This is a genomic window from Streptomyces azureus (assembly GCF_001270025.1).
In the GTDB taxonomy this organism is placed as follows: domain Bacteria; phylum Actinomycetota; class Actinomycetes; order Streptomycetales; family Streptomycetaceae; genus Streptomyces; species Streptomyces azureus.
Map to the genome: position 1 here is coordinate 1 of NZ_DF968364.1, position 22,662 is coordinate 22,662.

The 22,662-nt window shown below is 70.3% G+C and carries 14 protein-coding genes and 1 pseudogene; 3 read left to right on the forward strand and 12 right to left on the reverse strand.

The features are described from left to right. From AOQ53_RS29165 to AOQ53_RS29185, 5 genes and pseudogenes are all read right to left on the reverse strand, one after another. A pseudogene (locus AOQ53_RS29165) lies at window positions 1-957 on the reverse strand (hypothetical protein); the annotation flags it as partial. Then, window positions 941-1,402, reverse strand: coding sequence for a GtrA family protein (locus tag AOQ53_RS29170; RefSeq protein WP_236711855.1), 462 nt, complete (start codon window positions 1,400-1,402; stop codon window positions 941-943). The gene AOQ53_RS29170 and the pseudogene AOQ53_RS29165, both read right to left, overlap by 17 nt. 113 nt (window positions 1,403-1,515) lie before the next feature. After that, on the reverse strand, window positions 1,516-6,474 hold the full coding sequence (locus AOQ53_RS29175; RefSeq protein WP_059421789.1) for an NAD-glutamate dehydrogenase: 4,959 nt from the start codon (window positions 6,472-6,474) through the stop codon (window positions 1,516-1,518). 593 nt (window positions 6,475-7,067) lie between these two features. Next, window positions 7,068-7,730, reverse strand: coding sequence for an HAD family hydrolase (locus AOQ53_RS29180; protein WP_059421791.1), 663 nt, complete (start codon window positions 7,728-7,730; stop codon window positions 7,068-7,070). An 89-nt stretch (window positions 7,731-7,819) separates the two neighbouring features. After that, on the reverse strand, window positions 7,820-8,335 hold the full coding sequence (locus tag AOQ53_RS29185) for a DUF6912 family protein (RefSeq protein WP_059421792.1): 516 nt from the start codon (window positions 8,333-8,335) through the stop codon (window positions 7,820-7,822). 308 nt (window positions 8,336-8,643) lie between these two features. On the opposite strand from AOQ53_RS29185, the gene AOQ53_RS41790 reads away from it, so the two are divergent. Continuing rightward, complete coding sequence (locus AOQ53_RS41790; RefSeq protein WP_078945561.1) at window positions 8,644-9,375, forward strand: Rv3235 family protein; 732 nt, start codon at window positions 8,644-8,646, stop codon at window positions 9,373-9,375. Between the two features lie 100 nt (window positions 9,376-9,475). Here the strand turns inward: AOQ53_RS41790 and secA are convergent, their stop codons facing one another. Continuing rightward, the gene (secA, locus tag AOQ53_RS29195) at window positions 9,476-12,322 is read right to left on the reverse strand and encodes a preprotein translocase subunit SecA (protein ID WP_059421794.1); all 2,847 of its coding nucleotides are present in this window, start codon (window positions 12,320-12,322) and stop codon (window positions 9,476-9,478) included. 280 nt (window positions 12,323-12,602) lie between these two features. Between secA and AOQ53_RS29200 the strand changes: the two genes are divergently transcribed. Next, the gene (locus AOQ53_RS29200) at window positions 12,603-13,172 is read left to right on the forward strand and encodes a GNAT family N-acetyltransferase (RefSeq protein WP_059421795.1); all 570 of its coding nucleotides are present in this window, start codon (window positions 12,603-12,605) and stop codon (window positions 13,170-13,172) included. A 175-nt stretch (window positions 13,173-13,347) separates the two neighbouring features. Continuing rightward, complete coding sequence (locus tag AOQ53_RS29205; RefSeq protein ID WP_059421796.1) at window positions 13,348-14,547, forward strand: winged helix-turn-helix domain-containing protein; 1,200 nt, start codon at window positions 13,348-13,350, stop codon at window positions 14,545-14,547. A gap of 19 nt (window positions 14,548-14,566) precedes the next feature. Here the strand turns inward: AOQ53_RS29205 and AOQ53_RS29210 are convergent, their stop codons facing one another. The 6 genes from AOQ53_RS29210 to mtrA form a co-directional block, all read right to left on the reverse strand. Next, on the reverse strand, window positions 14,567-15,313 hold the full coding sequence (locus AOQ53_RS29210; RefSeq protein WP_059421798.1) for a response regulator: 747 nt from the start codon (window positions 15,311-15,313) through the stop codon (window positions 14,567-14,569). Between the two features lie 207 nt (window positions 15,314-15,520). Continuing rightward, complete coding sequence (gene hpf, locus AOQ53_RS29215; RefSeq protein WP_059421799.1) at window positions 15,521-16,219, reverse strand: ribosome hibernation-promoting factor, HPF/YfiA family; 699 nt, start codon at window positions 16,217-16,219, stop codon at window positions 15,521-15,523. Between the two features lie 311 nt (window positions 16,220-16,530). Next, window positions 16,531-17,427 (reverse strand): ComF family protein, encoded by an 897-nt coding sequence (locus tag AOQ53_RS29220; protein ID WP_059421811.1) that lies wholly within the window; start codon window positions 17,425-17,427, stop codon window positions 16,531-16,533. Between the two features lie 342 nt (window positions 17,428-17,769). Beyond that, on the reverse strand, window positions 17,770-19,602 hold the full coding sequence (locus tag AOQ53_RS29225) for an LpqB family beta-propeller domain-containing protein (protein ID WP_059421800.1): 1,833 nt from the start codon (window positions 19,600-19,602) through the stop codon (window positions 17,770-17,772). Then, on the reverse strand, window positions 19,592-21,877 hold the full coding sequence (gene mtrB, locus AOQ53_RS29230; RefSeq protein WP_059421801.1) for an MtrAB system histidine kinase MtrB: 2,286 nt from the start codon (window positions 21,875-21,877) through the stop codon (window positions 19,592-19,594). The genes AOQ53_RS29225 and mtrB overlap by 11 nt, the downstream gene beginning before the upstream one ends. 1 nt (window position 21,878) lies before the next feature. Continuing rightward, complete coding sequence (gene mtrA / locus AOQ53_RS29235; protein WP_009188938.1) at window positions 21,879-22,568, reverse strand: two-component system response regulator MtrA; 690 nt, start codon at window positions 22,566-22,568, stop codon at window positions 21,879-21,881. Between the last annotated feature and the right edge of the window lie 94 nt (window positions 22,569-22,662).

A 22,662-nucleotide genomic window follows, 5' to 3' on the forward strand; every position in this document is an offset into this window, starting at 1 on the left:
CGCCCGCCCCCACGACCAGTGCCCGCTCAGCCCGCCCGCCGCCACCACGACCACCCCCAGCACGAAGAACAGCACCAGCGAATCCCACCGGTCCCGCCGCCACCGCATCCCCAGCGCCACCACCCCGAGCAGCACCAGCCAGTACCGCCCGACCAGGTCCTCGTACAACGACCGGTGCACCGACTCCAGATCACCCCCGGCCCCGAACAGCGCGAAGAAGTCGTAGTACGGCCACAGCAGCAGGACGACCAGCCCCAGCACCAGCCCACCGCCCAGCCGGAGCCCCACCACCCGCCCCGGCCGCGCGGCGACCACCGTCGCGACCGCCCCCAGCGTGGCCACCACCCCAGAGAACTGATGGCACAGCAGGATCACCGCCCACAGCACCCCCAGGCCGAGCCACACGCCCCACCCCGCGTCACCGTCACCGTCACTGTCACCGCGCACCGCCCGCCCGAGCCACGCCCAGAAGTGGAACGCGAGCCCCAGCGCGAACACGCTCGGATACGACACCGTCAGCGCGAGCGAGTTGAGCCCGTAGAAGCCGCTCCAGTTGAACAGGACCGTCCCCCACAGGAACAGCAGGCTCAGCACGGCCAGTGCGGGCGCGGCGCGATGGCCGCTCAGCGTCCGCACATACCGCCACACCCCCGACAGCAGCAGCGCGAGCCCGGCCAGCGCCCCCAGCCGCAGCACCACGAAGACCGACAGACCGCTCACCCGGGCGACAAAGCCGAGCACCAGCATCCAGGGCGAGTAGTACGGGCTCGGCGTGTCCGCGTCGACGAGCGGATTACCCGGGTCGACGAGATCGTGCCGCAGCCGCTGGACGGTCGCGGCGTGCATGCCGAGATCCCCGGCCCAGGGAAGCCGGACGATCACGAGGACCAGCAGCAGGACGACGACCGCGGCGGCCGCCTGCGCGGCGAGGGCCGCCGGTCTAGGCGCGGTGCGCATCGTGCTGGAACACCCAGGTGCGGTAGACGAGGAAGCGGAAGGCGGAGGCCAGGACGATGGAAGCCGCCTTGACCGCGTTGGACTCGACGGGACCGGCCAGGCCGAGGCCGTGATATCCGGCGTAGAACAGCCCGCTCTCCATGGCCACGCCGATTCCGCTGAAGACGAAGAACAGCGCGATCTGGCGCCGGGTCCGGGACGCCCTGTCGCGGTAGGTGACGTACCGGAATCCGAGGTAGTTGGTGCCCATGGCGATCACGCTGGCCGCCACGGTCGCCACCATGGCGGCCCTGTGCAGCCCGTGCAGGAGCACGTTGAACACCAGGAAGTTCACCGCGACGCCGCTCCCGCCGACCAGCGCGAAGTTCACCACTTCGAGGACGACGGGCTTCACCGGCGGGGCGGTGGGAGCGGCCACTCGCTCCCTGGAGAGATTCACTGTCACGCCCCAAGCCTTAGCCGGAAACGGTAAGTCCTCCACTCGAATCGCCCTAAGGCACCCCAAGAAGAAAGCGCCCCGGGCCGATACCGGCCCGGGGCGCCCAGGGCGCCGTACCGCTACGAATGCGTCCGCAGCAGCGTGCGCATCGTCCGCATCGCCACCGACAGGTTCGCGAGGTCGAACGCCTCGGAACTCTGGATCTCCTCCAGAGTGGTGCGGGCCCGGCCGAGGATCGCCGCGTTCTTCTGCTCCCAGGCCTTGTAACGCTGCTCGGGCGTCGAGTCGCCGTCGCCCACCGCCAGGACGTCGGCGGTCAGCGCCGCGTGCGCCGCGTACAGGTCCTCGCGGATCGCGGCGCGGGCCATGGACTGCCAGCGGTCGGCGCGGGGCAGCTCGATGATGCGGTCCATGAGCTGGGTGATCCGCAGCCGGTCGGCGAGGTCGTAGTAGACCTCGGCGACGTCCAGCGGCTCCCGGCCCATGCGGTCGGCGACCGAGACGATGTCGAGCGTCGGGAAGGCGGAGGAGAACCCGGCCACGCGCGTGGCGAGTTCGTCCGGCACGCCGGCGTCCGTCAGCTCGTCGTAGATCTTCTGGTACCACTCCAGGTCCGCGCCGCGCAGCAGCTTCGGCAGCTGCCCCCAGACCTGCTCGACCCGGTCGGCGAAGAAGTCGACGGTCTCGGCGAGCTGAAGCGGCTGCGGCCGGTTGTTGAGCAGCCAGCGCGTGCCGCGCTCCACCAGGCGGCGCGAGTGCAGCCGGATACGGGTCTGGACGTCGGCCTCGACCTTGTTGTCGAGCGCCTCGACCCCGTCCCACACCGGCGACTGGCGGAAGATCTCCCGGGCCGCCGTCTGCGCCCGCACGATCTCCTCCAGTGACGCGCCGGTCTCCTCGCGCAGCCGGTGCAGATACGTCGTACCGCCCGTGTTGACCGTGTCGTTGACCAGGACCGTCGTGATGATCTCGCGGCGCAGCGGGTGTCCGTCGAGACGGTCCGGGAACTGCTCGCGCAGCGCGGTCGGGAAGTAGCAGTGCAGCAGGCCCCGCAGGTACGGGTCGTCGGGCAGCGAGGTGTGCAGCAGCTCCTCGGCGACCGTGATCTTCGTGTACGCCAGCAGGACGGCCGTCTCCGGGCTGGTCAGACCCTGCCCCTGGGCGAGCCGCTCGCGGATCTGCCGGTCGGTGGGCAGGAACTCCAGAGCCCGGTCGAGGTGCCCCTCCCTGACCAGGTGCTTCATGAAGCGCTGCTGGGCGTGGAGCATGTCCTTGGACTGGGCGAGGGCGTTGGAGATCGCCGTGTTCTGCGCGTAGTTGTTGCGCAGCACCAGGTGGCCGACCTCGTCGGTCATCTCGGCGAGCAGCTTGTTGCGCTGCTTGACGGTCATGTCGCCGTCCGCGACCAGGCCGTTGAGCAGGATCTTGATGTTCACCTCGTGGTCGGAGGTGTCCACGCCCGCGCTGTTGTCGATGGCGTCGGTGTTGATCCGGCCGCCGTGCAGCGCGAACTCGATCCGGCCGAGCTGGGTCAGGCCCAGGTTGCCACCCTCGCCGACGACCTTGACGCGCAGGTCCTTGCCGTCGACGCGGATGGCGTCGTTGGCCTTGTCGCCGACGTCCGCGTTGGACTCGGTGGAGGACTTGACGTACGTACCGATGCCGCCGTTCCACAGCAGGTCCACCGGGGCCTGGAGGATGGCCTTCATCAGGTCGGCCGGGGTCAGCTTGGTGACCTTGGCCTCGATGCCGAGGGCCTCGCGGATGTGGGCGTTGACCGGGATCGCCTTGGCCGTACGCGGGAAGATTCCGCCGCCGGCCGACAGCAGCTCCTTGTTGTAGTCCTCCCAGCTGGACCGCGGCAGCTCGAACAGGCGGCGGCGCTCGGCGTAGGAGGTGGCCGCGTCCGGGTTCGGGTCGATGAAGATGTGCCGGTGGTCGAAGGCGGCCACCAGGCGGATGTGCTCGGAGAGCAGCATGCCGTTGCCGAACACGTCACCGGACATGTCACCGATGCCGACGACCGTGAAGTCCTCGGCCTGGGTGTCCACGCCCAGCTCCCGGAAGTGCCGCTTGACGGACTCCCAGGCGCCGCGCGCGGTGATGCCCATGCCCTTGTGGTCGTAGCCGGCCGAGCCGCCGGAGGCGAAGGCGTCGCCGAGCCAGAAGTTGTACTTCTCGGCGACCCCGTTGGCGATGTCCGAGAAGGTCGCCGTGCCCTTGTCGGCGGCGACGACCAGGTACGTGTCGTCCTCGTCGTGCCGGACGACGTCCGCCGGGGGCACGACCTCGCCGGCCACCATGTTGTCGGTGATGTCGAGCAGCGCCGAGATGAACGTCTTGTAGCTGGCGATACCCTCGGCCATCCACGCGTCGCGGTCGACGCTCGGGTCGGGCAGCTGCTTGGCGACGAAGCCGCCCTTGGCGCCGACCGGCACGATGACGGTGTTCTTCACCATCTGCGCCTTGACCAGGCCGAGGATCTCCGTACGGAAGTCCTCACGGCGGTCGGACCAGCGCAGACCGCCGCGCGCGACCTTGCCGAAGCGCAGGTGCACGCCCTCGACGCGCGGCGAGTACACCCAGATCTCGAACGCCGGGCGCGGCGCCGGCAGGTCGGGGATGGCCTGCGGGTCGAACTTCATGGAGACGTAGTCGTGCGGCTTGCCGCCCGCCGCCTCCTGGAAGAAGTTGGTCCGCAGCGTCGCCTTGATGACGGTGAGGAACGACCGGAGGATCCGGTCCTCGTCGAGCGAGGCCACCTGGTCGAGGGCCGCGTCGACCTCCTCCAGCAGCGCGTCCACGATCTCGTGCCCCGCCCGCTGCCGGTCCGGCGACATCCGCGCCTCGAACAGGGAGACGAGCAGGCGGGTGGTGTGGACGTTGTTGCGGAGGGTGTCCTCCATGTAGTCCTGGCTGAACGTGGACGCCGCCTGCCGCAGGTACTTCGCGTACGCCCGCAACACCATCGCCTGGCGCCAGGTCAGCCCGGCGCTCAGCACCAGGGCGTTGAAGCCGTCGTTCTCCGCCTTGCCGGTCCAGGTGGCGGAGAAGGCGTCCTGGAACCGCTCGCGGGCGTCGTCGCCGAAGTAGTCCCCGCCGCCCCGGGAGCGGGGCATCCGCAGGCCGAAGTCGTAGATCCAGGCCACGCTCCGATCCGTGCAGCGCAACTCGTACGGCCGTTCGTCGACGACCTCGACGCCGAGCCGGTTGAGGACCGGCAGCACCGCCGACAGGGAGATGGCGTCGCCCGTGCGGTAGATCTTGAAGCGACGCTCCTCGGGAGCGGCGCCCACCGGCTCGTAGAGGCTGAGCGCGAAGTCCTTGCCCTCCTCTTCGTTCAGCTGTTCGAGGTGAACGAGGTCGGCGACCGCGGCGCGCGGGTTGTGGTCGGCCTTGTAGCCCTCGGGGAAGGCGTGCGCGTACCGGCGCATCAGTTCCGCCGCGCGCTCCTCGCCGAGCTCGGCGTTGAGCGCCTCGGCGAAGGCGTCCTCCCAGGAGCGGGCGGCCTCCACCAGCCGGGCCTCGATGCGCTCCTTGTCGGCGTCGGACAGCTCGGGCAGCTCCGTGCCCTGCGGGACCCGGACCACGAAGTGCAGCCGGGACAGGATCGACTCGGTGTTCCAGGCCGTGAAGTCGACGCTGATGCCGCCCAGTTCCTCCTTCAGGATCTCGATGATCCGCAGGCGGACGGCCGTGGTGTAGCGGTCGCGCGGCAGGTAGACGAGGGCGGAGTAGTAGCGCCCGTACTCGTCCTGGCGCAGGTAGAGCCTCAGCCGCCTGCGCTCCTGGAGGTAGAGGACGGAGGTGACGATGGCCCGCAGCTCGTCGACCGGGGTCTGGAACAGCTCGTCGCGCGGGTACGTCTCCAGGATCTGGAGCAGGTCACGCCCGTCGTGGCTGTTGGGCGAGAACCCGGCCTGTTCGAGGACCTCCTCGACCTTGCGCCGGATGACCGGGACCCGGCGCACGGACTCGGTGTAGGCGGCGGAGGAGAACAGCCCGAGGAACCGCCGCTCGCCGACGACGTTGCCCTCGGCGTCGAACTTCTTCACCCCGATGTAGTCCAGGTACGACGGCCGGTGCACGGTCGCCCGGCTGTTCGCCTTGGTCAGGACGAGCAGCTTGTGCTCGCGCGCCTTGGCCCGGGCGTCGGCGGGCAGCCGCTCGAAGGACGGGCTGACCGGGTGGCTCTCCTGGTCGGAGTGGTGCGGGTCGGCGCGAAGGATGCCGAGGCCGGTGCCGGGCACGGCGGCCAGCGAGTCGTCCCCGCGCAGTTGGTACTCGCGGTAGCCGAGGAAGGTGAAGTGGTCGTCGGCCAGCCAGCGCAGCAACTCGCGGGCCTCCTCGACCTGGGGTCCGGGCAGGTCGCCGGGGGTGGGCTCGTCCGGCAGCCCCTCCGCCAGCCGGGTCGCCGCTTCCCGCATCTTGCCCCAGTCCTCGACGGCCTCACGGGCGTCGGACAGCACCCGCAGCAGGTCGGCGGTGATCTGCTTCAGATCGGCCCGGTCGGTCTCACGGTCGATCTCGACATGGATCCAGGACTCGACGTGCGCGTCGTGCGGAAGATCGCCGAGGCCGGTCGCGGGAGAGGGCAGCACCTCGATGAGCTTGCCGGTGACATCGCGCCGCACGACGAACTGCGGGTGGATGACGACGTGGATCCCGCGCCCCTGCCGCGTCAGCTCGTTGGTGACGGAGTCGACGAGGAAGGGCATGTCGTCGGTGACGACCTCGACGACGGAGTGGCTGCACGTCCACCCGTTCTCTTCGACCGTCGGAGTGTGCACCCGCACGTTGGCCGTGCCCTGGGGGCGATTCTCGGCCAGCCGGTAGTGCGAGACGGCGGCTCCGAAGACATCGACCGGGTCGCGGTCGGTGAGGTCCTCCGGGGCCGTGTGCAGGTAGTAACGCTGGAGGAACGAGAGCAGCGACGCGCGGTCCGGGGCCTCCTGGGCGTCTGGGGTCTCCTCGCCCGTCGACCCGGTCGGTAGGTGCCCCCCGACCGGGCTGTTCTCAGCAACCCGGGCGGCCCTCTCGAGCAACTCGGCCTTGGCTTCGTCCAGCTTGGTCTGCATTGTCCTCTGGCTCCTGTCGCGCGCCGTTGCGTGACGTAGAAGGAAGTACGGCCTCTGCGCTTACGACGTCACGTCGTGACACGGGGTATCCGGTCTGTTCCGACGCTATGCCGCAAGGTGAGATGAGCGGGGGTGTCTGAGCCAATCTTGAGCTGCCCCACGGGTGTGAGGCTGCTCTCTGCGACGCCTCGGTCCGGGTGGTGCTCGGCGTCCCGGGAGTCCTCGAAGCCCCGTCCCGCCCGCGAAGACCAGCGACCGCCGCCCGGTCACGGATGTGGTCCGTGCTCTCCGGGCGCAGGGCAGGGACGACGATGTCCCCGCGAACTATCGCGCTGATCACGCCACCAAGGCTATCGCTCCTTACAGGGGGCCCGTCATGAGCCGTATGTGTACAAAACCAGGCCTGGAAGTTTGACGTTTTGCACAGTGCCACTACAGGGCGACGGGCCTGGCTGCGGCCAGTCGTGCCGCTGGGGCGATAGGGGGCCCCTGCTCGAGCGAAGCCGAGAGCTTGGGGGAGGGTGGGCGCGGCGGTACCCCGCCACGCGGGGCTGCGGACCCACCCGGCCCCAGCAGCAACGCCGAGCAGCTGACTACGCCGCCAGCCGCTCGGCCTCCGCCACGGCCTCCTGAAGCGTGTCCACGACCGGCACTCCCACTGCCTCCAGACTCGCCCGACTGTGTGACCCGCCGGTATACAGCACAGCCCGAGCCCCCACATGCTCCGCAGCCACCGCGTCATCCGCCGCATCCCCGATCACGACGGTCCGCTCAGGATCCACCCTCAGTGACCCCAGATGCCGCACCATGTGCTCGGCCTTGCTGCCCCCCGACGGCCCGGTCCGCCCGTCCACCCGTATGAAGTGCGGCTCGATCCCGAACCCCCGCACCAACGGCACAAGCTCCTCGTGCACGTACATGCTCAGAATCGACTGACTGCGCCCGGCCGACCGCCACCCCGCCAGCAGCTCCACGGCTCCCACCGTCAGCCCGCACGCCACCCGGTGCTCCGCGTAGTACCGATGGAAGATGTCGTCCATGACCTCCCACTCGGCCTCGGTCGGCAGCCGCCCGATCAGCCGCTCGTAGAACTTCGGCACCGGCACGCAGTACAGCTCCCGGTACTTCTCCAGCGTCAGCGGCTCCAGCCCCAGCTCGGCGAACGCCGCGTTCGTCGCCCCGATGATCGCGTCGATGTCATGGAACAGCGTCCCGTTCCAGTCCCAGACAATGTGCGCGCCCGTGTGCTTCCCCATGCCCCAAAACGTACCCGGCACCACTGACAATCAAGAGACGGCAACTCAACGCGCCCCCCTGAATGCCGAGAGCACCCGCCCCGGCTCGCTCAGTCCCCGCGCCCCACCAGGTTCGGGATCTCCTGCGTGGCGAACCACAGCAGCTCGTGGTCCTCCGCCCCGTCCACGACGAACTGCGCGTCGTCGTCCCCGCCGTCCGCCGCCGGCAGCGCCTCGGCCGCCGCCGTCACATCCGCCTCCGCATCCGCCGCGTCGACATGCACGGACGCCGCCTTGGCCAGTGGTACGGCGCCGGCGACCCGTACCTCCCCCAGCGCCGCCGGGTCGAGCCCCCGGTCGGGATCCGCGCTCGCGGCCCGGTCGGGCACGTCCACGGCCACCACGACCCGCCGACGCGGCGCCTCCGGCTCGGCCGCCAGCAGCCGCAGCGAGGCCAGCGCGGCCCGGCTCAGCGCCGCGTACTCCAGTTCCTCGATGTCGTCGGAGAGGTACCACTCGCGCAGCCCGGGCGTCACGGCGTACGCGACGAACGGCCCGGCTCCCAGCTCACCCGTCCTGTACGCCTCGGCGAGACCGGGGAGGGTCAGGGGCACGTAGACACGCATGGCTGGCTGCTTCTTTCGTGGTCGTTTCATGGTCGGAGGGTTCCGGAGGGGCTTCAGGATACGTGCGGGGCGTCCCCTTTCGAGTTCCGTCCCGTGACACCGGACGCGGCAACTCCAGGCCTGGCATTCACCCGGGCGCATCCCCGCGCTGACCGGCTCCATGCCCTCCACACCACCCGGATAGGTGAACATTCCGGCGCCCGCCACGCGAGGCCCGCTTCCTTGCCCTTGCCCCCGTTGACCCCGTACAAGATCACCAACCGGAAGTTACTCCCCGGTATCCACCGGGCTCACGAAACGGGGACCCCATGAACAAGGTCATGACCAGGGCACAACAGCGCCCGGCCGTCCGCCCACCAGCCCGCCGCGACCCACGCCGCCCCGGCGGCAGCACCACCCCGCGCACCCCCGGCAGCACGACTCCACGCACCCTCGGGAGCCCCACTACTCCCCGCACCCCCGGCGGCGCCGCCCCGCCACGCACCCCGGGCGGAGGCCCCGCCCGCACGCCGGCTGCCGACGGCCGCCCTCCGGGCTCTGCCCGCACCGCGAGGCCCCGCACCCGTCCCACGGACACCCGCCCACCGTCCCCCTCGGCCACCCCCACAGCCCCCCGCAGGGCGCCACGAACCACCGCCCCGCCCTCCCGGGACACCGCACCACGCGTCCCGGCCCAGCACCCCCGCCGTCCGGCCCCCCACCCTCTCCCCACCGACCTCTTCGCCGACCTCCTCCTCGCCGTCCTCAGCGGCCACCGCCCCGTCCACTCGATGCTCCGCCACACCCGGGGCCGCGCCTACGACGAACTGGCCTGGCTCGCCGAGCGTGGCCCCCTGCGCACCCGCGGCGCCCGCCCCGTCGTCCGGGACATCGGCTACTTCGAACCCCGCCCCGGCGCCATCGAGGCCTTCGCCCGCATCGGCGCCGGCGACCGGCTGCGCGCGATGGCCTTCCGCCTGGAACTCGGCCAGGACCTCCGCTGGCGCTGCACGGCGGTGGAACTCGGCGGCCCCCGCCCACCCCGCGCAGAGGCCGACTGAGCCATCACACAAGGCCACAGAACCGCCGATCCACCACAGCCGAAGGGCCGGACACCCTCAGGTGCCCGGCCCTTCAGCCGCTACGGTGCCTCAGCGACCGTCACTTCTTACGACGCCCCCGGGTCCGCGCCTGCTTGCGGCGCTCCGCGCGCGTGAGGCCGTCGGCCTCGGAACGCACCGGCTCGTCGTCGGTGGCGAAGTCACCCTCGATGGTGCCGCCCTCACCGTCGACCGTCGGCGCGGAGAAGTGGAGGTTGCGCCGCTGCGGGGCGTCGAGCCCCTTGGCACGGATCTCCGGCCGCCCACCGGCCTGCGCCGGCACCGCGTCATGCTTCTCCAGGTCGGCCACCGGCTTGGTGTCCTCGACGGGGACCTCCTCGACCTGCTGCTCGACCTGGACCTCCAGGTTGAACAGGTAGCCGACGGACTCCTCCTTGATGCCCTCCATCATCGCGGTGAACATGTCGAAGCCCTCGCGCTGGTACTCGACCAGGGGGTCCTTCTGCGCCATCGCGCGCAGGCCGATGCCCTCCTGGAGGTAGTCCATCTCGTAGAGGTGCTCGCGCCACTTGCGGTCGAGGACCGACAGCACGACCCGGCGCTCCAGCTCACGCATGATCTCGGAGCCGAGCTGCGCCTCGCGCGCCTCGTACTGCGCGTGGATGTCGTCCTTGATGGAGTCGCCGATGAACTCGGCGGTGAGCCCGGCCCGGTCGCCGGCCGTCTCCTCCACCTCCTCGACGGTGACGTTGCACGGGTAGAGCTGCTTGAAGGCGCCCCACAACCGGTCGAGGTCCCAGTCCTCGGGGAAGCCCTCGGCGGTCTCGGCCTGGACGTAGGCGTCGATGGTGTCGTCCATGAAGTGCTGGATCTGCTCGTGCAGGTCCTCGCCCTCCAGGACGCGGCGCCGCTCGCCGTAGATGACCTCGCGCTGGCGGTTGAGGACCTCGTCGTACTTCAGGACGTTCTTGCGGGTCTCGAAGTTCTGCTGCTCGACCTGCGACTGGGCGGAGGCGATCGCGCGCGTGACCATCTTGTTCTCGATCGGCACGTCGTCCGGGACGTTCGCCATCGACATCACGCGCTCGACCATCTGGGCCTTGAACAGCCGCATCAGGTCATCACCCAGGGAGAGGTAGAAACGGGACTCGCCCGGGTCGCCCTGACGGCCGGAACGACCGCGCAGCTGGTTGTCGATCCGCCGCGACTCGTGCCGCTCGGTGCCCAGCACGTAGAGCCCGCCGAGCCTCTCGACCTCTTCCTTCTCGGCCCGGACGGCCTTCTCGGCCCGCTCGAGCGCCTCGGGCAGGGCCTGTGCCCACTCCTCGATGTGCTCCTCGGGGTCAAGGCCGCGCTGCCGCAGCTCGGCCTCGGCGAGGTCCTCGGGGTTGCCGCCGAGCTTGATGTCCGTACCACGGCCGGCCATGTTCGTCGCCACCGTGACAGCGCCCTTGCGCCCGGCCTGGGCGACGATCGTCGCCTCCCGGTCGTGCTGCTTGGCGTTGAGCACCTCGTGCTGGATGCCACGCTTGCTGAGCTGCTGCGAGAGGTACTCGGACTTCTCGACGGAGGTGGTGCCGACGAGGATCGGCTGGCCCTTGCGGTGCTTCTCCTCGATGTCGTCGACGACCGCCTCGAACTTGGCGACCTCGGTCCGGTAGATCAGGTCCGACTGGTCCTTGCGGACCATCGGCCGGTTGGTCGGGATCGGCACCACGCCGAGCTTGTAGATCTGGTGGAACTCGGCGGCCTCGGTCATCGCCGTACCGGTCATGCCGCAGAGGCCGGGCTGTTCCTTGCCGTTGTGGTCGTGGCGCTTGTAGAGGCGGAAGAAGTTCTGGAGGGTGATCGTGGCGAGCGTCTGGTTCTCGTCCTTGATCGGCACCCCTTCCTTGGCCTCGATCGCCTGGTGCATGCCCTCGTTGTAACGGCGGCCCGCGAGGATACGTCCGGTGTGCTCGTCGACGATCATGACCTCGTCGTCGATGATGACGTAGTCCTTGTCCTTCTTGAAGAGCTCCTTGGCCTTGATGGCGTTGTTCAGGTAGCCCACCAGCGGGGTGTTCACCGACTCGTAGAGGTTGTCGATGCCCAGCCAGTCCTCGACCTTGGCGACACCGGACTCGTGGATGGCGACCGTGCGCTTCTTCTCGTCGACGTCGTAGTCGCCGGTCTCCTCGATGCCCTTGAGCGGCTGACCCGCCTCGCCGCGCTTGAGGCGCTTGACCAGCTTGGCGAAGTCGCCGTACCACTTGGTGGCCTGGTCGGCCGGACCGGAGATGATCAGCGGCGTACGGGCCTCGTCGATGAGGATGGAGTCGACCTCGTCGACGATGGCGAAGTTATGGCCGCGCTGGACGAGCTCGTCCTGGGACCACGCCATGTTGTCGCGCAGGTAGTCGAAGCCGAACTCGTTGTTCGTGCCGTACGTGATGTCGCAGGCGTACTGCTCGCGGCGCTGAGCCGGCGTCATGTTGGCGAGGATGCAGCCGACCTCCAGGCCCAGGAAGCGGTGGACGCGGCCCATCATCTCGGAGTCACGCTCGGCCAGGTAGTCGTTGACCGTGATGATGTGGACGCCCCCGCCGGACAGCGCGTTCAGATACGCCGGCAGCGTGCCGACGAGGGTCTTGCCCTCACCGGTCTTCATCTCGGCCACGTAACCCATGTGCAGGGCGGCTCCGCCCATCATCTGCACGTCGTAGTGACGCTGGCCGAGGACGCGCTTGGCGGCCTCGCGGACGGTGGCGAACGCCTCGGGCAGCAGGTCGTCCAGGCTCTCACCATCGGCGTACCGCTGCTTGTACTCATCGGTGAGGGCCCGCAGCTCGGCGTCGGAGAGGTCGACGAAGTCCTCTTCGATGGAGTTGACCTGGTCCGCGATGCGGTGCAGCTTGCGCAGGATCTTGCCTTCGCCTGCACGCATGATCTTGGAGAGGACGGACACGGGGGTTGGTCTCCTTGCCGGTCGGGCCTGGGACGGTCGGTTACCACTTGACTTACTGAGCAACGGCCATCGTATGCGAGGACCCCACCGCGCCGGGAGGGCCTGCCGCGAGGGCGACCGTCCGCTGCTTCATTTCGCTTTCACTCTGCTTCAGAGGGGACAACGTCCGGGCCCCTCGGATGGTGCCGCATCCCCCGTCCGAATTAAGCGAAGAGCGATCAGGCCCTCACCCACAGCAAACACATGGCACTTTCACGGGTCCCCCGACCACAATCGGCCGATGGACCCCGTCACACTCACCACGGACCGCCTCCTGCTGCGCACGGTCGGCCCCCAGGACACCGACGCGGTGTACGACGCCTGCCAGGACCCCGACATCCAGCGCTGGACCACGATCCCCTCGCCGTACCTCCGCGAGAACGCCGAGGCCTTCACGGAACAGTTGGTCCCCGACGGCTGGGCGGACGGATCCATGTACACCTTCGGCGTCTTCCCCCACTCCGGAGAACTCGCCGGCATGCTCGGCATCACCATGCACGCCCTGGGCGTGGGCGAGATCGGCTTCTGGGCCGCCAAGCAGCACCGCTCCAACGGCTACATCACGGAAGCCGCCCTCACCACCTGCCGCTGGGCCTTCGTCCACGCCGCCGTCGACCGCATCGAATGGCGTGCCGAGGTGGGCAACCGCGCCTCCCGCGCGGTAGCGGAACGAGCCGGCTTCACGATCGAAGGCACGCTGCGCGCCGCGACCAGCAACAAGGGCGTACGCCGCGACACCTGGGTCGGCTCCCTGCTCCCGTCGGACATGGGCCTCCCGTCGACGGCCCCGTACTTGCCGGCGCCTGCGTAGCGGGCTGATCTGCTGGCAATCGTGCCGCTAAGGGCGGCACGGGTGGGCGCAGCGGCACCCGCTGCGACGGGCTGCGAACCCACCCCACCCCACCCCAGCCCCGACGCGCAGCACCGACACCCAACCCCGCAGCTCACGCCACCTCTGTCAGTCCCACCCCCTATCGTGCAAAACCATGACCACCCCGCGCCCCGCAACAGAGCTCTCCGCAGACGAGGCCCGCCGACTGGCGCTCCGCGCCCAGGGCTTCCTCGGCGCCCCACCCCGCCGCTCCGGCGTCCGCGGCATCCTCCGCCACCTTGGCGCGATACAGCTCGACACCATCTCGGTCCTGGCCCGCTCCCACGAACTCGTCCCGTACGCCCGCCTGGGCGCGGTAGGCCGAAAGACAGTGGAGACCGCGTACTGGAAGCCTGCGATTTCCGGCGGGCCTTCGGCACGACCCCACGCCTTCGAGTACTGGTCCCACGCGGCCTGCATCCTCCCCATCGAGGAGTGGCCCCACTTCGCCTTCCGCCGCCGCGCCTACCGCAACCGCCCGCACTGGAACCACGAGCTGCCGGACGGCGCCTACGACGAGGTCATCAAGCAGCTCCGCGACGAAGGCCCCCTCACGGCGACGGAGTTGGGCGGCGCGAAGAAGACGAACGACTGGTGGGACTGGTCCGGCTCGAAGGTCGCCGTCGAGCGCGCCCTGATGTACGGCGAGGTGGTCTGCGTGGAGCGCCGCGGCTGGAAGCGCGTGTACGACCTCGCCGAGCGCGCGATCCCCGAGGACCTGCTGCATGACGAACTGGACGACACCGAGTGCCTGCGCCGTCTGGTCCGCCTGGCGGGCCAGGCCCTCGGCGTCGGCACGCGCGCGGACATCGCCGACTACCACCGCCTCAAGGGCGAGCAGGTCGACGCGGTGATCGCCGACTCAGGCCTCGTCCCGGTCACGGTCGAGGGCTGGGGCAAGCCCGCCTGGGCCGATCCCGCGGCCCTGGAGACACCCCCGCGCGGCCGCCACCGCACCACGCTCCTCTCGCCCTTCGACTCCCTGATCTGGGAGCGGGCGCGCACGGAGCGGATCTTCGGCTTCACCCACCGCCTGGAGGCCTACGTCCCCAAGCAGAAGCGGGTGTACGGCTACTTCGCGATGCCGGTCCTGGCCGGCGGCCGGCTCGTCGGCCGCGTGGACCCGGCCCGCGAGGGCGGCACGCTGGTGGCCAAGCAGGTCACGCTCGACGGCGCGAAGGCGGTCCCGGCCGTCGCCCAGGCCCTGGCCGAGGCGGCGACCTGGGTGGACTGCACGGACGTACGCGTGGAGCTGGTCGACACACCGGACCTGCGCGAGCCCCTCGTGAAGGAACTCGCCCGCATCCTCGTCTGAGCCCTACCGGATCAAGGGCTCACCGGATCTCGAGGATCTTCTCCCGCATCGCGTACACCACCGCTTCCATCCTGGAGTGCAGCTGAAGCTTCTCCAGGATGTTGCGCACGTGGTTCTTCACGGTGTTCTCGGAGATGAACAGCTCCTTGGCGATATCGCGATTGTTCATCCCCGTCGCGACGAGTTTGAGGACTTCCAGCTCGCGGTCCGTCAGCCGCGGCGCGGGCACCAGCCGGCGCTCGTCCGTGCGCTGGATCATCGACTTGAACTCGGTGAGCAGCTTCGACGCCATGGACGGGCTGATCTGCGACTGCCCGTCGGCCACGGCGCGAATGGCGGTGGCCACCTCGTCCGTCGAGATCTCCTTGAGGAGATAGCCGGTCGCGCCCGCCTTGATGGCGTCGTAGAGGTCGGCTTCCTCGTCGCTGATCGTCAGCATGATGATCTTGGCACTGGGGGCGACCTCCTTGATGGAGGTGCAGGCCTCGATCCCGCCGCGCTTGGGCATCCGCACATCCATCAGGACGATGTCGGGCAGCAGATCGGCGGCCTTCTCGACGGCCTCGGCACCGTCGCCCGCCTCCCCGACGACCTGGATGTCCTCCTCGGCCGCCAGCACGATCTCCAGGCCACGGCGGAACAGGGCGTGGTCGTCGACCACAAGGACTCTGATCGGTTCCTTGCGTGGAGAGCCCGTGTCCGGGCCCATGCCGACGACGCCGTCGTCGGCATCCTCGTCACGCATCGGTCCGAAACTGTCCGCCATCGTTCCTCCCCCTGAAGGCTGTGGCCTGTGGTCCTGAGCCATCGCCAACCCAGAGCAACGGCCCACCGGTTGGGCCGTGGCCAACCATGATTTCATGCCTGGACGACACCAGGGTGACGGAGCGGGGCGCCAAGTGGTCGCACGGGGGTGCCCCTGGGGGCGCATACGCGCTCCAGGGGCACCTGAATCCGCTGTCACCCGGCATGGTCAGCCGCCGAGCGCACCCCCCGCGTCGGGCGAGTGCGCCTGTGTGACCATCGTGTCCGTCCTGAGGTGGATCACGCCGTAGTCGTAGGCGTGCCGTCGGTAGACGACACTCGGTTCCTTGGTCTCGGAGTCGACGAACAGGTAGAAGTCGTGCCCGACCAGTTCCATCTCGTAGAGAGCCTGGTCGAGGGTCATGGGGGCTGCGACGTGGGTCTTCTCGCGGACGACGATGGGGCCGTCACCCTGCACTTCGAGTGAGCCGATCTTCTTCGTGGGGACGGCCTCTTCCGGCTCCTCCGCCGGAGTCGGTACCAGGCCGTTTCCGTTGAGCGTCGCCACGCCCGGGACGTGGTCGGCGACCTCCGCGGCCGAGATCCGGCGCGCGCCACGGCGCGAGAACCGCTTGTCGTGCTGCCTGCGCAGCCGGGCTTCCAGCTTTTCCGCCGCCAGGTCGAGAGCCGCGTACGGATCGCTCGCCGCTGCCTCCGCCCGGATCACCGGACCGCGGGAGCGGAGCGTGATCTCCACTCGGTCACAACGGTCGGCCTGCCTGGGGTTGGGCTCCTTGGACACCTCGACGTCGAGGCTGATCACCTTGCCATCGAGCTTCTGGATCTTCTCCAGCTTCAGCTTCTCGGCCACGTGCTTCCGGAACCGCTCGGGCACCTCGGTCTTGCGGCCCTTGACGACGATGTCCACGCAGAACTCCGTTCCCGGATCGCTCCGCTTCGGTGCGGAGCGTCTCCCTTTTGCACCAGGTTCCGGTGTGCCCCGGAACCTCGGACTCGGTGACGTCCACCTCCTCCCCCGTGGGCGAGACCTCCACTCCACCGTCGCGAGTGATGAAGAAAAACCCGCGGCACGGCATTCGGATTTGAGAGGTGTGGCCTGCGGCTTTCCCTCTCAACCGAACATATCTCGCCCGGACGGATGTCGTCACCCTCTACTGCGGCGTACCTCCGTTCAGGTGAATAAGCCTTCTTGTTACCTGCAACGACGCAAGATCTCAGTCAGTTCCGGTTTATTTGGAAAGAGTCCGGTGATGCCGCGACCACTGCCGCACACACCACGTCAACGACTCCGCCGGCGTCGCCCGCGCCCGCCATTCCCTGCCGGCCGGGCCGCCGGCCCGTCCTCTCTCGCCTTGATCCGACGTTCTGTTCCTCTCTGCTTTCCCACGTCTCTCCCCCGTACACGGCCACGGTCCTCGCAGCGTTCGAAACCGGCCCCGCCGCCCGCACCGCCCGCGCGGCCTCCGCCAAGGACGCCCCCGTGGTCATCACGTCGTCGACGAGGACGACCGGCCCACCGGAGAGCAGCCGGGCACCACCGGGCACCACCGCCAGCGCGCCCGCGAGATTGTCCCGTCGCTGCCGGGAGTTGAGCTCCGACTGGTCGGCCACGGCCCGCCGCTGCCGCAGCACGCCGAGCACCCGGGCCGGCACCCCGCTCCGCCGCAGCTCCCCAGCCGCCGCGAGCGCGATCCGTCGCGCGGGATCATGCCCCCGGGCCCGCACGGCCCGCCGCCCCGACGGCACGGGCACGAGCAGCACAGGAGCCCCGACGCCCCGGGACCACGCTCCCTCGGCCCCGGCCCAGGAGCCGCCCCACGCCTTCCGAAGCCCCGCCCGCACGGCTCCCGCCAAGGCCACCCCGAGGGGGCCGGCGAGCGTCAGGGCACCCCGTTCCTTGTGGGCCAGCAGCGTCGCCCGCACCTCGTCCGCGTACCGAGCCGCCGCGTGCACCGCGGGCAACCCGGGCGGCTCCGGCACCGGCCGTACCCGGCGTGCCGCGACTCCGCTCAGCACCGCACGGCACTCCGGGCAGAGCACCGTACGAGGCCTCCCACAGCCTCCGCACTCGGCCGGCAGCACCAGGTCGGTGAGGTCCTGCCACCACCCCCGCATGGCCACCACTGTGCCGCCCCGGGCCCTCTCCGGCCACCCCTGTGGACAACGGCCTGTGGACAACTCCTCACCAGGCGAACCGTTCGTCCCCCACACGAGTGGCGGCCCTGTGGGACCGCTCCGTGGGACCTGGGGAGGGCTCCGGGACGGCCCGTGGGACGGCCTGCAAGGCGCCCCCGCGACGAACTCCCGGCCGACCCCGCTCCCGAAAGACATCGGCCGCCCCTCCCGGGCCTCACCCGGCAGAAGCGGCCGCCACCACAAGCGCACCTCGGGACCGGCCACGGAGGCGCCACGCCACAGGCGCGCCCCCGGGCACCGGCCACCCGGAGGCGCCACACCTCACCCCGGATAGACCGGCGCCGTCCCCTCCGTCACCTTCTGCCACTGCGCACCCGACGGCAGCCGGACGATCCCGTCCACCGAGTACGCCACCAGTGGCAGCCGGTCGTCCTCCGCGGCGGTGACCTCCTTCACGCCGGTCAGGGCCGCGGGCGCCGGTACGTCCGGCGTGGAGCCGTCGACCTGGACGTACCGCATCTGCTCCACGCCACCGTGCTCGCGCCCGACCACCACCAGCCGGCTGTCCCCGGCCCACGACATGGCGGTGATCTCCTCCAACTCCGGGGTCGCGGAGCGCAGTTCCACCACGCTGACGGCCGACTGCTCGCCCGGCTTCCCCTCCCGCTCGATCAGCCCGATGAGCAGGGTCTTCTTGCCGCCCTTCTCCACGACGAGCGCGATCCGCACTCCGTCGGCCGCGACCCGCACGGCCTGGACCCGCCCGTCCAGATGCGGCGTGCGCACCTCCAGCGGATCGCCCTTGCCCTCCTCGAGCAGGAGCAGCCGGGGATTGTCCGGGTCACGGTCGGCCACCCACAGCCCGTCGTGGGCGTCCCAGCTGGGGGTGGTCAGCCGGTCCTTCTCGGTCGGGCCGTGGCTGCGCAGCACCGGCTCGCCCAGCGAACCGCCCGAGACCAGCGACCCCACGTACAGCGACTTGCCGTCGAGGCTGACACCGGCCGCGGTGTGCTCGTCGCGCGACACCGCCACCGACCGCAGCGCCGTGTCGCCCTCACCCAGCGCCCCCGGCGCCGGGTCCGGCTTCGTGTCGCTGACGCCCGCGGGGATCCGTACCAGCCGGTCCTTGGCGTCGACGAAGTACAGGAAGTCGGGGCTGCGCACCGAGCTCCGGAACGCGGCGGTGTCGACCGTTGCCTGTGTGAGCGAGCACAGCTCCGCTCCGCCGGCCCGCAGCTCGACCGCGTCCACCGCGGGGCTGAGGCTGTGCAGCGTGAACAGCAGCTGGGCCGCCATCTCCTCGCACCGGTTGGTGCCGACGCGCGCGGCCTTGTCGTTGAGCGGGACCGTCAGCTTGTTCCGGTCGTCGGGCGTCAGCGCGCCGGCGTCCTTCGTCAGCGCCGTCCCGGTGGGGAAGCTCGACCTGACCACGGGCCCGAGCCACCGCGTGGGCCCGCTCAGGACGGAGCGCACCATCTGCGTCATGGGATCGACCCGCCGGCGGACGTACACGGGGTCGGCGACCGCGGTGGGCTGGGTATCCGCCCCGGCCACCGTGGTATTCGAAGCGAAGTAGTACTTGTTGACGGACATGTAGTTGCGCTGGAAGTCCGACTCGCCCATGACGACGCCCTGCGGCAGCGCGTCGATCCGCCACTGCCCGCTCTTCTCGTCCTGCGTCAGGTGCACGGTCCTGCCGTACGCCCCGCTCGCCGGCGCGTACGACTGCTGCGCGTCCACCGTGGCCACCTTGGTGCCGGTCAGCATGTACGTGATCTCGCCTGTGTCCTCCCGGCCCCCCGCACTCTCGGCCTTGGCACCCGGCCCGTCCGTCAGCACCATCGTGGAAAGCTCCGGCCGCCACGTCTTGGCGGCCTCACGGGTCAGGTACTGCCGCGCGGTGTTGTAGTGCGGATCGTCGCTGGTGAGCGCCTCCAGGAAGCCCTGCACGATCTCCGAGGGCTGCGCGTCCTCACCCGGCGGCACGGCGAACACCCGCACCTGCGTCTCCTGGCGCGGTGTGGACTCCACACCCCGCAGATCCCCGCTGTCCGGCATCGAGGCACACCCCGCCAGCAGCAGGACGCCACCAGTGGCGTACGCCATCACGCGCGCGGGCGTACGCCGACCGCGCCCCCCACGGTCAGCGCCCACGAAATGCCTCCCCATGCCTGTCCGCCTTCTCCGACTCGGTTTCCCTGCCCGAGCCCGCGGATCCGTTGTCCCTGTCCGCGTCCCGCGGCCCGCTCGCGACCTGGTCCCGAGAGGGCCCAGCAGACCCACTCGGCCTGCCGTCGCCGGTCGTGCTCGCCGGACCGCTCACCGAACCGTTGCCGACCGCGTCTGACGAACCCCTCGCCACGTCATGGCCGTCCGCGCCCACCGGGTCGCTCGCGCCCGCGCCGCGAGCCGGCTGCTCCTGGGCCGTCTGCGGATCGTCCTGCCGCCGCGTGCCCGAGGCGGGCCGGGGCACCACGCGCGCGCCGTTGCCGGGCAGCGCCGTCGGATCGGCCGTGGGGGCCGCGGAGGGCGCACGCGGCGGTATCGGGTCCCGCGCCTGCCCCGACGGCCGCGGCCCGCTCGCCGACTGTGCCGGCACGGTCGCCCGCTTCTCGCCGTCCCCGCCGCCGCGCGGCAGACCGGCGTCTTCGAGCCCCCGGTTCCGCCGTGAGTCCTTGGGCTCCAGCGGTATCGGAGAGCCCCGCAGCGGCTCGTCCGCGGTCCTCGGCAGCGTCAGCCGGAACTGCGAACCGCCGCCCGGCTCGCCCCATGCCTGAAGCCAGCCGCCGTGCAGCCGCGCGTCCTCCAGGGCGATGGACAGCCCCAGGCCCGTACCACCCGTGGTACGCGCGCGTGCCGGGTCGGCCCGCCAGAAACGGCTGAACACCCGCGTCGCCTCGCCCGGCTTGAGCCCGACCCCGTAGTCCCGCACCGCGATCGCGACCGCACCGCCCGCCGCGGCGAGCTTGACGACGACATCCCTGCCCTCGCCGTGCTCGACGGCGTTCACGACGAGGTTGCGGAGCACGCGCTCCACGCGCCGGGCGTCGGCCTCGGCGACGACGGGCTGCTGGTCGCCCAGAACGCGGATCCTCGTGCCCTTGCGCTCCGCGAGCGGCTCCGCACCGCTGACCACCCGCCGTACGACGTCCCTGAGGTCTATCGGCTCCGCCTCCAGCGCCGCGGCACCCGCGTCGAACCGGCTGATCTCCAGCAGATCCGCGAGCAGCGACTCGAACCGGTCCAGCTGGTCGGCGAGCAGCTCCGCAGACCGCGCGGTCACCGGGTCGAAGTCCTCCCGCGCCTCGTGGATGACGTCCGCGGCCATCCGCACGGTCGTCAGCGGCGTACGAAGCTCGTGCGACACGTCCGACACGAACCGGCGCTGCATCCGCGACAGGTCCTCCAGCTGGCTGATCTTCAGCTGGAGATTCTGGGCCATCTTGTTGAAGGCCTCGCCGAGCCGCGCGATGTCGTCCTCGCCCGTGACCTTCATACGTTCCTGGAGCCGCCCGGCGGACAGCCGCTCGGCGATCCCCGCCGCCATCCGCACCGGCGTGACCACCTGGCGCACCACGAGCCAGGCGATGGCCCCCAGCAGGACGACGACGAACAGCCCGGCCGTCGCGAGAGTCCCCTTGACCAGGCTCAGCGACTTCTCCTCCTGGGTGAGCGGGAAGAGGTAGTAGAGCTGGTACGGGTCCCCGTTGGGGTCGTTGACCTGCTTGCCGATGGCCAGGCCCGGCTGGGAGTCCTTGGTCGCGTTGTTGTAGGTGATGCGGGTGTAGCTCTGCGCGGCCGTCGTACTGCTGCCGATCCGCTCGCGCAGGTCAGCGGGCACGCTCCTGCTCCAGTCCACCTCACCGGAGGCACGCTGGCCACGGCCGCCCGCGCCGTCCTCGTCGGAGGCCGGGAGCGTCACCACGTCGAAGGCGCCCTGGCCGCCGCTGGACAGCGAGGACACGAGGTCGCTCATCCACTCGCTGACGTTCTGCGAGGGACGCCCGTCCACCGTGGCGACGTCGTCGCCGGTCCCGCTCGCCGCCTCGTCGGCACGCTGCTTGGCCACCGCGAACCCACCCGTGGCCTGGCTCTGGGACGCCTTCACCTTGGCGTCCAGCAGGCCGTTGCGCACCTGCCCGATGACGACGAAGCCGAGCAGCAGGACCACGCCCAGCGACATCAGCAGCGTCGTGACGACGACCTTGAGCTGGATGTTGCGCCGCCACAGCCGCATGACGGGCAGCAACGGCCGGCGCACCCACCGCATGAACAGCCGGATGACCGGGCTGCCCTGGACCCCGCCCTGGAGCAGCAACCCGCTCTCCAGGAACCGCGCCCAGCGGGAACCCGCCTTCTTCCGCCCGACAGGCCGCCCCGGGCGGCCCCCGGACCGTCCGGGCGCCGAAGCGGCACTGTCGCCGGACATGTCAGCTCGGCCCTGCCTTGTACCCGACACCACGGACGGTCACCACGATCTCCGGCTTCTCCGGGTCCTTCTCGACCTTGGAGCGCAGCCGCTGCACGTGCACATTGACCAGACGCGTGTCCGCCGCGTGCCGGTAGCCCCACACCTGCTCCAGCAGCACCTCGCGCGTGAACACCTGCCACGGCTTGCGGGCGAGCGCGACCAGCAGGTCGAACTCCAGCGGCGTCAGCGCGATCGACTGCCCGTCCCGCTTTACGGAGTGCCCGGCCACGTCGATGACCAGGTCACCGATGGCGAGCTGCTCCGGAGCGGGCTCCTCCGACCTCCTGAGCCGCGCCCGGATCCGGGCCACCAGCTCCTTCGGCTTGAACGGCTTCACGATGTAGTCGTCGGCACCCGACTCCAGGCCCACGACGACATCGACGGTGTCGCTCTTCGCGGTCAGCATCACGATCGGCACGCCCGACTCGGCCCTGATCAGGCGGCACACCTCGATGCCGTCCCGGCCGGGCAGCATCAGGTCGAGCAGCACCAGATCCGGCTTGGCCTCGCGAAAGGCGGCCAGCGCCTTGTCGCCGTCGGCCACGAACGACGGCTCGAAACCCTCACCACGCAGCACGATGCCGAGCATCTCGGCCAGTGCGGTGTCGTCGTCGACGACAAGGACTCGTCCCTTCATAAACGACATCATCCCATTCTCATAACGGTGGCGAAGGCAGTGGTGAGGTAGGTCACCGGCAGTGACCATAGTCGCAGCAAGCGCTACTGTCTGCCCGCGCCCGCCC